The sequence below is a fragment of the Streptomyces sp. WAC05292 genome, assembly GCF_003949955.1.
GTDB classification, from domain to species: domain Bacteria; phylum Actinomycetota; class Actinomycetes; order Streptomycetales; family Streptomycetaceae; genus Streptomyces; species Streptomyces globosus.
Genome location: NZ_RPSE01000292.1, coordinates 1 through 8,164 on the forward strand (window position 1 = coordinate 1; position 8,164 = coordinate 8,164).

The following is an 8,164-nucleotide window of genomic DNA, read 5'->3' on the forward strand; positions in this document are numbered from 1 at the left end:
GACCGGGCCGCCGAGGACGCCGCCCACGCCCGCTACGAGCAGGCCGAGGAGCGCCGCGCCGCACTGGAGCGGGAGCGCGCCGCCGTCCTGCAGGCCCGCGCCGAGGCGGCCGCCGCCGCCGGTGACGCCACCACCGCCGAACTCCTCGCCCTCACCCAGGACCTCGGCTCCCGGCACGCCGCGGCCCACGCCGCCGCCGCGGGACTGCACGCGGCCCGCGAGCAGCTGGACCGGGCCGACCGCGAGCACGCCGCGCGCGCCGCCGAACGGCTCGAAGCGGAACGCCGCGCCGCCGCCCGGGCCTCCCGACGCGACGCCCTCGACCGCGAACACGCCGCCCTCGAAGCCGAACTGGCCCTCGTACGGGGCGACGCCCCCACCGTCGCGGCCCGCGCGGAGCTCCTGGAGGACCGGGTCCGCATGGTCACCGCGGCCGCGGCGGCGCTGCGCCGGTCCGAGGCGGCCGCCGCCCGGCTGAAGGAGGCCGACGGGCAGCTCGCCGACGCCGCCTTCAAGGCCGGCTTCGACACCGTCGCCGAGGCCGCCGCCGCCGTCCTCCCCGGCCACGAGCGCACCGCGCTCCTGCACCGGCTCGACGCCTGGCAGGCCGAGGAGGCCACGCTCGCCGACCGGCGCGCCGAAAGCGACACCGCGGCCGCGGCCGCCCTCCCGCCGGCCGACCCCGCCGGAGCCGAAGCGGAAGCCGAGCGCGCCGCGGCCCGGCTGCGCACCGCCGCATCGGCCTGCGACGCCGCCCGCGTGCGGTGCGCCGAACTGGACCGGCTCTCCCGCCAGGCCGACCTCGAACTGCGCGCCCTCGGCCCGCTGCGCCAGGCGTACGAGCGGGTGGCCCGGCTCGCGGGGCTGACCGCGGGCACCTCCGCCGACAACGAGCGGAAGATGCGGCTGGAGGCGTACGTCCTGGCCGCGCGCCTGGAGCAGGTCGCGGCCGCCGCGTCGGTGCGGCTGCTGCGCATGTCGGGCGGCCGCTACACCCTCGTCCACTCCGACGCGAAGGCGAGCGGACGCGGCCGCTCCGGCCTCGGCCTCCACGTCGTGGACGCCTGGACGGGCCGCGAACGCGACACCGCCACCCTGTCCGGCGGCGAAACCTTCTTCGCCTCCCTCGCCCTCGCGCTCGGACTGGCCGACGTCGTCACCGACGAGGCGGGCGGCGTACGCCTGGACACCCTCTTCATCGACGAGGGCTTCGGCAGCCTCGACGACCAGGCCCTCGACGAGGTCCTCGACGTCCTGGACTCACTGCGCGAACGCGACCGCAGCGTCGGCATCGTCAGCCACGTCGCCGACCTGCGCACCCGGGTCCAGGCCCAGCTGGAGATCGTCAAACAGCGCGGAGGCTCGGTGGTCCGCCACCACACCGCGGCCGTCAGGGACTGAGCGGGCGGCGGGGCAGCGGCGAGGAGTACACGACGCTCGTCGTGACCGATCCGAGCCCGGAGATCCGGCCCGCCACCTCCTCCAGATGCCCCATGGAGCGGGCGGCGACCTTCAGCACGAAGCAGTCGTCGCCCGTGACGTGGTGCGCCTCCAGGATCTCCGGCGTGGCCTCCAGCAGGTCGTGGAACGGCTTGTAGTTGCCGTGCGGATAGCGCAGCCGGACCAGCGCCAGGATGGACTTCCCCAGCCTCTCCGGGTCCACCACCGCCGTGTACCCGGTGATCACCCCGGCCTCCTCCAGGCGGCGCACCCGCTCGGTGACGGCGCTCGCGGACATGGACACCGCCCGGGCGAGCTCGGCGAAGCTGGCGCGTCCGTCCTCCTGGAGGGCCGCGAGGATGCGCCAGTCCGTGGCGTCGGGGGAATACTCGGTCATGGAGCAGGTCTAGCAGGGGAATCCGCGGCAGAACAAGGAGAAGGCCGGGGAAAGCCCCTTCCGGGGTGATCATGGCCGGCCGTAGATTCCTGTCCATGACGACGACACCGAAGCCCTCCGCCTCCGACGCCGCCGCCCCCGCGGCGGAGGTCACCGCCGCGCCCGTGAACCCCGTCCTGCGGGTGCCCCCGGCGGCGCCCGCCGCGGCCGCCGCCTACTTCGCCGCCAGCCTCGCCTTCCACGCGGACACGGCCGATGTGGCCGCCGCCTTCCGCGCCCACCGCGAGGAGGGTGCGGACCTCGGCTTCCAGCTCGTCGACTCCCGATCCACCCCGGCCTGGGACCAGGCGCACATCCCGGGCGCCGTCCACCTGCCGACGGCGCTCGTCCCGGAACAGGCCGAACGGGTCCTCGACAAGGCCGTCCCCGTGGTCACGTACTGCTGGGGCCCCGGCTGCAACGGCGGCACCCGCTCCGCCCTCGCCCTCGCTGAACTCGGCTTCCAGGTCAAGGAGATGCTCGGCGGCATCGAGTACTGGATCCGCGAGGGCTTCGAGGTCGAGACCTGGCAGGGCCGGCAGCAGCGGCCCGAGGCCGACCCGCTGACCGCACCGACCGGCTCGGACGACTGCGGCTGCTGAGCCGCCCCGCCCGGCCGGGGCCGCCGCCCCCGCCGGCGGCCCCTTGCGCCGCTACAGGCGGGACAGCTCCTCCACCAGGTCGTCCAGGCCCAGCGAGCCCTGCGACAGCGCCGCCATGTGCCACGCCTTCAGGTCGAAGGAATCGCCGTGCGCGGCCCGGGCGTTGTCCCGGCCCAGCAGCCAGGCGCGCTCGCCCAGCTTGTAGCCGATCGCCTGCCCCGGCATCGACAGGTAGCGCGTCACCTCGCTCTCGATGAACTCCGCCGGCCGGCTGTTGTGCAGCCTGAAGAACTCCTGCGCCAGCTCCACCGTCCACCGCTCACCCGGGTGGAACGGCGAGTCGGCGGGGATCTCCAGGCCCAGGTGCATGCCGATGTCGACGATGACCCGCGCCGCGCGCATCATCTGGCAGTCCAGGTAGCCCAGGCGCTGCTCGGCGTCCTTGAAGTAGCCGAGCTCGTCCATGAGGCGCTCCGCGTACAGCGCCCAGCCCTCGACGTTGGCGCTGACCAGGCCGACGCTGGCCTGGTAGCGGGAGAGCCGGTCGGCGACGTGCGTCCACTGCGCCAGCTGCAGGTGGTGGCCCGGGACCCCCTCGTGGTACCAGGTGGAGACCAGGTCGTAGACGGGGAAGCGGGTCTGCCCCAGCGTCGGCAGCCAGGTCCGGCCGGGGCGCGAGAAGTCCTCGGAGGGGTTGGTGTAGTACGGGGCCGCCGCACCGCCCGCCGGCGCGATCATCGACTCGACCCGCTTGACCCGCTCGGCGAGTTCGAAGTGGGTGCCGTCCAGGTTCTCGACGGCCTCGTCCATGAGGCCCTGCAGCCAGGCCCGGACCTCCTCGACGCCGTCGATGTGGGTGCCGTGCTCGTCCAGGTGCCGCAGCGCCTCCCACGGCCCCGCGCCCGGCAGGATCCTGGCCGCCTCGGTCTTCATCTCGGCGAGCAGCCGGTGGTACTCCGCCCAGCCGTAGGCGTACGCCTCGTCCAGGTCGAGGTCGGTGCCGTTGTAGTAGCGCGACCAGCGGGCGTACCGCTCGCGGCCGACCGCGTCCGGCGCTCCCGCCACCGCCGGGGCGTACACCTGCGCCATCCACGTCCTCAGGCCGGCCACGGCCTCCGTCGCGACGGAGGCCGCCTCCGCCAGCTCGGCGCGCAGCGCCTCGGGGCCGCCGGCCGCGAACTCGTCGAAGAAGGCGGTGGTGCCGTCCTCGTCCTGGCCGGCCCAGGTGGCGAGCTGGTCGATGAACGTGGCGGTGGCGCGCGGGCCGGCGTACAGGCCGCGGTCCAGGCCCAGCTGAAGGCACTCGCGGTAGCCGTCCAGGGCCGCCGGGACCGCCCGCAGGCGCTCGGCGATGGCGGCCCAGTCCTCTTCCGTGTCGGTCGGGGTCAGCGTGAAGACCTCCCGGACGGCGTGTGCGGGGGAGTGGATGTTGCTCACCGTGCGCAGGTCCTCGTCCGCCTCGTACACGGCGAGTTCGGCGGTGAGGCGCTCCCGCAGCAGGCGGGCGCAGCGCCGTTCGGCGTCGCTGTCCGCGCCGGGCAGCCGCTCGGCGGCGTCGAGGCGGGCGAGGGTCGTACGGGCCAGGTCGGCGACGGCCGCACGGCCGGCCGGGGAGAAGTCCGGGAGGCTGCCCGAACTCGACGCGACACCGAGGTAGGTGCCGGTGATCGGGTCGAGTGCGATGAGGTCGTCGACGTAGGCGTCGGCGACCTGGCGCGGCAGCCGGGACGGGACGTCGCTGCGGAGGGTGTCTGACATGCGGACATCTTCGTACGGGGGAAGGCCCCCCGTCACCAGCGTTCGCTGTGGGCCTGCGGACCCCGGCCCGTTGTGCCACGGCGGTGCGCCCGGATCGCCCGCGGGGGATGCCCCCGCGGACAGGGGGTCGGGCGAGCGCCGACGCTTCGGCGGCCGGTCCGCCCGGGCCGCGGGCGGCGGCCCGGCCGCGGCCGTCAGTCCGCGCACCGCCGCTGCGCCTGCGGCAGCGCGGCAGCGGCGGTGAGGGGCTCCAGGCGGGCGGTGATCACGAGGGTGCCGTCCTCGACCTGGTAGTCGAGGGGCAGCCCGAGGCCGCGCATCGCCGCGACCATGCCCGTGTTGGAGGCCTGCGTGACCGCGTAGACGCTGCCGCACCCCGCCTCGACGGCCATCGCGACGAGCCGCCGCAGCAGTTCGGAGCCGATCCCGCGGCGCTGCCACTCGTCCTCGATCAGCAGGGCGACCTCGGTCTCGTCCCCGTCCCACAGCAGGTGGCCGAGGGCGATGAGCCTGCCGGAGGCGGTGGTCGCGGCCAGGGTGCGGCCGAAGCGCGGGCCGAGCAGGTGGCCGAGGTAGCGGTCGGCATCGGCGACCGGCCCGTGGTAGCGCAGGCCGAGGGTGCGCTCGGAGCAGCGGTCGTGCATGGCGCGGGCGGCGGCCAGGTCGGAGTCGTCGGCACGGCGCACGGTGATCTCGTTGCCCTCCGGCAGCGTCAGGACGTCCTGGCTGCGCGGGACGCGCGGGCCGAGCCGGGCGTCGAGCTCGACGAGGGCGCGGGCGCGGGCGAACTCGGTCGGGGTGAAGGGCAGGTGGGGCCGCTCCACGGTGATGGCCCCTCCCGAGGGGTCGCGCAGCCGCAGCACCGTGGACTCGAGGACGCCCTCGGGCGGCACGTCGGCGTCCGTGTTGGGGCGCCCGGACAGGGTGGTGGCGGGCACGGAGTGGATGGTGCAGCGGCCGAGCAGCCGGCGCAGCGAAAGCGGCAGTTCGGCTGCGTCCAGCGCGGTGCGGGTGGCGAGCCCGAGCAGCCGGGTCGGCGGGTCGACCAGGTCGTGCGCGTCGGCCCGCTCGATCCAGGTGTCGCGGCCGCCGGCGGCCGCGACGGCGCGGGCGAGGCCGGCGGACGGCAGCCGTCCGGGCGCACGCAGCAGGAACTCGTCGACGGTGCCGCCCTCGGCAAGCGGGTGTGTCTGGAGGGTGAGGATGTCCACGCCGGCCCGCGCGAGCGCCGTGCACAGCGCGGCCAGGCTGCCGGGCTCGTCGCGCACGGTGGTCCGCATCCGCCACAGCGCGGCCCCGGCCGCGGCGGGTGCGTCCGGCGCGGCCGCCGGCTCCGAAACGGCCCCGGCGGGCTTCGTATCGGACGGCGCCGTGCTCGCGGGCGGCGGTGCGTGGCCGTGGCGGCGCGCCCACCAGGTGTGGAACGCGGCCGTCAACACCAGCGCCGCGGCCGAGGCGACGAGCAGGGCGGGGCCGCTCGGGCCGTGCACGACGAGGTTGGCGATGCCGTCGGCGACCGCGACGGCGCAGAACAGTGCGGCCAGTTCGACGGCGTCGCGGCGCCAGTGGTGGTGGCGGTGGTGGGCGGGGGCGGAGAGCTGTTCAGTCATGCACGCCACTGTGGCGGAGGGGTGTTGCGTGATCACGAACGGTCTGTGTCCGGCTGGTTAAGTGTCCATCTGGCCGATTTCGCCCTGTTTTCGGGGCGGTGGACCGGCTGCCCCGCCGCCAGCCGCCCGCCGCCAGCCGCCAGCCGCCAGCCGCCCGCCGCCCGCCGCCCGCCGCGCCCCGCTTCAGGCCGCCGGGCGGCCGGTGGTCCGTACGGTGTCCAGGACGACCCGGGCGACCAGTGCGGGGTCGTCGTTCATCGGGACGTGGCCGCAGCCGCGCAGTCGCACCAGCCGGGCGTCGCGGACGACGTGCTTGGCCCGCACCCCCTGGCGGGGCAGGAGCAGCCGGTCCCGCGAGCCCCAGGCGATGGTGACCGGAACGCCCGGGACGTCGTCGGTGAAGCGCACCGAACGGCCCGCCGCAAGGGTCTCCTCGAAGCCCGTGGCCTGCCGCAGGGCCAGCGTCTCGGCGACCACCGCCTCCGGTGAACGGCGCGCGGGACGGGCGTAGATGGTGCCGGTGAGCGCGGTCCGGCCGGCGGCGCTGTGGGAGAGGCGCTCCAGCGTCGACAGCGGCAGGGCCATCGCGCCGACCCGCATCGCCCGCAGGGTGGCGAAGGCGTACCGGCGCTCGGCCTCGGTCCAGAAGCCGGCCGGGGAGAGCGCCGTCACCGAGCGGGCCAGGCGGTCGCGGCCCATCTCCAGCGCGAGGAGCCCGCCGAGGGAGTTGCCGACGACGTGCGGGCGGTCGGCGCCCAGCACCGAGCAGAGCGAGCCGAGGGCGGCGGCAACGGTCGGCAGGTCGTACGGGACGCCGTCCGGCAGGGGCTCGGAGGTGCCGAAGCCGGGGAGGTCGACGGCGATGACGTCGTGCTCGGCGGCCAGGATGTCGGTCACCGGTTCCCAGGCCTGGAGGTGGTGTCCGATGCCGTGCAGGAGGAGGAGCGGTTCACCGGAGCCCTTGCGCTCGTAGGCGACGGTGGCGGTGCGGGGGCCCAGCGGTGTGTCGACCGGGAAGGAAACCGTGGCGGTCATGCTGCTCCTCGTCGGGGAGACGCGTGTGAGACAGGCTGTCAGTAATGACTACGTCATGATTACCGTCCGGTAAGGCGTCACTACAAGCCTGTGGCGCGGGCGTGTCGGAGCGGACCCGCAGCCCCGCGGGGAGAACGGCCGGCGGTCTGCGGAGGAGCCCCCGGTGCCCCCGCGGGGCGGCTCGGGACGTGCGCGAACATCGCATGAACGGCGTGATGCGAATGCCCGGTCTGCCCGGGAAAGGGGGGACCATTGGTCTTGACCAAGGTGCCGCCCCGACCTATGGTCGCAGGGATAGTGCAAGAACCTTTAATAAACAAGGGCGCGGAACTGCCGCTGGAACACGGCGATTGCAGCGATGGCAGGAGGAGTCAGGGTGGGGACCACGCAGCTGGAAACGGTGCCGGAGCCGAAGTACTGGCACCTCAAGACCGTCCTGAGCGAGGCACTCGACCGCGACTTCGCCGTCGGTGAGGTCCTGCCGAACGAGCGGGAGCTCGCCGCCCGCTTCGGTGTGGCCCGCGCGACCCTGCGCCAGGCCCTTGAGCAGCTCGAACTCGAAGGCCGCCTCCAGCGCCGCCGCGGCGTCGGCACCACCGTCGCCCCGCCGCGGGTCGGCGTCGCCGTCGGCGGAGCCGGCCAGGGCTGGCCCGGCGAGGGAGCCGACGGCTGGGAGGCCGTCGACGCCGCAGACGCGCCCCCGCCCGCCGCGGTGGTCGGCCTCCTCGGCACCGCGGCCGAGCAGCCGGTCCACACCGTGCGCCGGACCCGCGTCACGCACGGCCAGGCCGTCGCCGCCGAGCTGCTGTACGTCCCCACTGCCTCCGTACCGGGCCTGTCCGCCATCGACGCCCCCGCCGGACCGGCCCGCGCCCGCGCCGTCCTGCGCGAACTCCAGCGGCTCACCCTGGACGGCCAGGACCGCTCGGTCGAGCTCGGCTCGGCCCGCGCCGACGACGCCAAGGAACTGGACCGCCTGCCAGGCGCCCCCGTCCTCGTCGTCACCACCCGTTACTTCACCGCCGCCGGAACGGCCGCCGTCTCCGTCGCCACCTACCGCGCGGACACCTGCCGCCTCACCTTCGGCGACTCGGGCGTCGAGATCGCCCACGAGGACCGCGCCGCCTCCTGACCCCGTACGCCGCTCCACGCCCTCGCCCCCGGCACGGCAGGCCCCCGCCGGGGCCGCGCACGACGGGGTGCGGCTCCCAGCCCGGCCCCGCCGCCGCCCCGGCGCGGCACGAGGCGGGCCCGGCAGGGCAGCGGGCGGGAGTGGCCGCGCC

At 75.5% G+C, this 8,164-nt stretch carries 7 protein-coding genes; 3 read left to right on the forward strand and 4 right to left on the reverse strand.

Annotated elements, in window-relative coordinates:
- Positions 1–1,401, forward strand: a 1,401-nt coding sequence (locus EF903_RS24195) for an SbcC/MukB-like Walker B domain-containing protein (RefSeq protein WP_312845955.1), incomplete at its 5' end; no start/stop codon positions are given.
- Here EF903_RS24195 and EF903_RS24200 read toward each other — a convergent pair.
- Positions 1,391–1,837, reverse strand: a complete 447-nt coding sequence (locus tag EF903_RS24200; RefSeq protein ID WP_125546513.1) for an Lrp/AsnC family transcriptional regulator — start codon at positions 1,835–1,837, stop codon at positions 1,391–1,393. The genes EF903_RS24195 and EF903_RS24200 overlap by 11 nt on opposite strands.
- A 95-nt stretch (positions 1,838–1,932) precedes the next feature.
- Here EF903_RS24200 and EF903_RS24205 point away from each other — a divergent pair, with 95 nt between their 5' ends.
- Entirely contained in the window at positions 1,933–2,478 is a 546-nt protein-coding gene (locus EF903_RS24205; RefSeq protein ID WP_185902792.1) for a rhodanese-like domain-containing protein, read from the forward strand.
- Positions 2,479–2,529: 51 nt separating this feature from the next.
- Here EF903_RS24205 and EF903_RS24210 read toward each other — a convergent pair whose 3' ends face one another.
- From EF903_RS24210 to EF903_RS24225, 3 genes are all read right to left on the reverse strand, one after another.
- Positions 2,530–4,236, reverse strand: a complete 1,707-nt coding sequence (locus EF903_RS24210; protein ID WP_125546515.1) for a DUF885 domain-containing protein — start codon at positions 4,234–4,236, stop codon at positions 2,530–2,532.
- A 194-nt stretch (positions 4,237–4,430) separates the two neighbouring features.
- A complete protein-coding gene (locus EF903_RS24215) occupies positions 4,431–5,846 on the reverse strand; it encodes a GNAT family N-acetyltransferase (protein ID WP_125546517.1) in 1,416 nt (471 codons plus the stop codon).
- Positions 5,847–6,029: 183 nt separating this feature from the next.
- On the reverse strand, positions 6,030–6,881 hold the full coding sequence (locus tag EF903_RS24225) for an alpha/beta fold hydrolase (RefSeq protein ID WP_125546519.1): 852 nt from the start codon (positions 6,879–6,881) through the stop codon (positions 6,030–6,032).
- A 376-nt stretch (positions 6,882–7,257) separates the two neighbouring features.
- Between EF903_RS24225 and EF903_RS24230 the strand changes: the two genes are divergently transcribed.
- A complete protein-coding gene (locus EF903_RS24230) occupies positions 7,258–8,013 on the forward strand; it encodes a GntR family transcriptional regulator (RefSeq protein WP_125546521.1) in 756 nt (251 codons plus the stop codon).
- Positions 8,014–8,164 lie beyond the last annotated feature (151 nt).

What these genes read in the sequence shown, in the direction of transcription:
- EF903_RS24200 (WP_125546513.1), bottom strand. Translation starts at nt 1,837, where the DNA reads ATGACCGAGTATTCCCCCGACGCCACGGACTGGCGCATCCTCGCGGCC.
- EF903_RS24205 (WP_185902792.1), top strand. Translation starts at nt 1,933, where the DNA reads ATGACGACGACACCGAAGCCCTCCGCCTCCGACGCCGCCGCCCCCGCG.
- EF903_RS24210 (WP_125546515.1), bottom strand. Translation starts at nt 4,236, where the DNA reads ATGTCAGACACCCTCCGCAGCGACGTCCCGTCCCGGCTGCCGCGCCAG.
- EF903_RS24215 (WP_125546517.1), bottom strand. Translation starts at nt 5,846, where the DNA reads ATGACTGAACAGCTCTCCGCCCCCGCCCACCACCGCCACCACCACTGG.
- EF903_RS24225 (WP_125546519.1), bottom strand. Translation starts at nt 6,881, where the DNA reads ATGACCGCCACGGTTTCCTTCCCGGTCGACACACCGCTGGGCCCCCGC.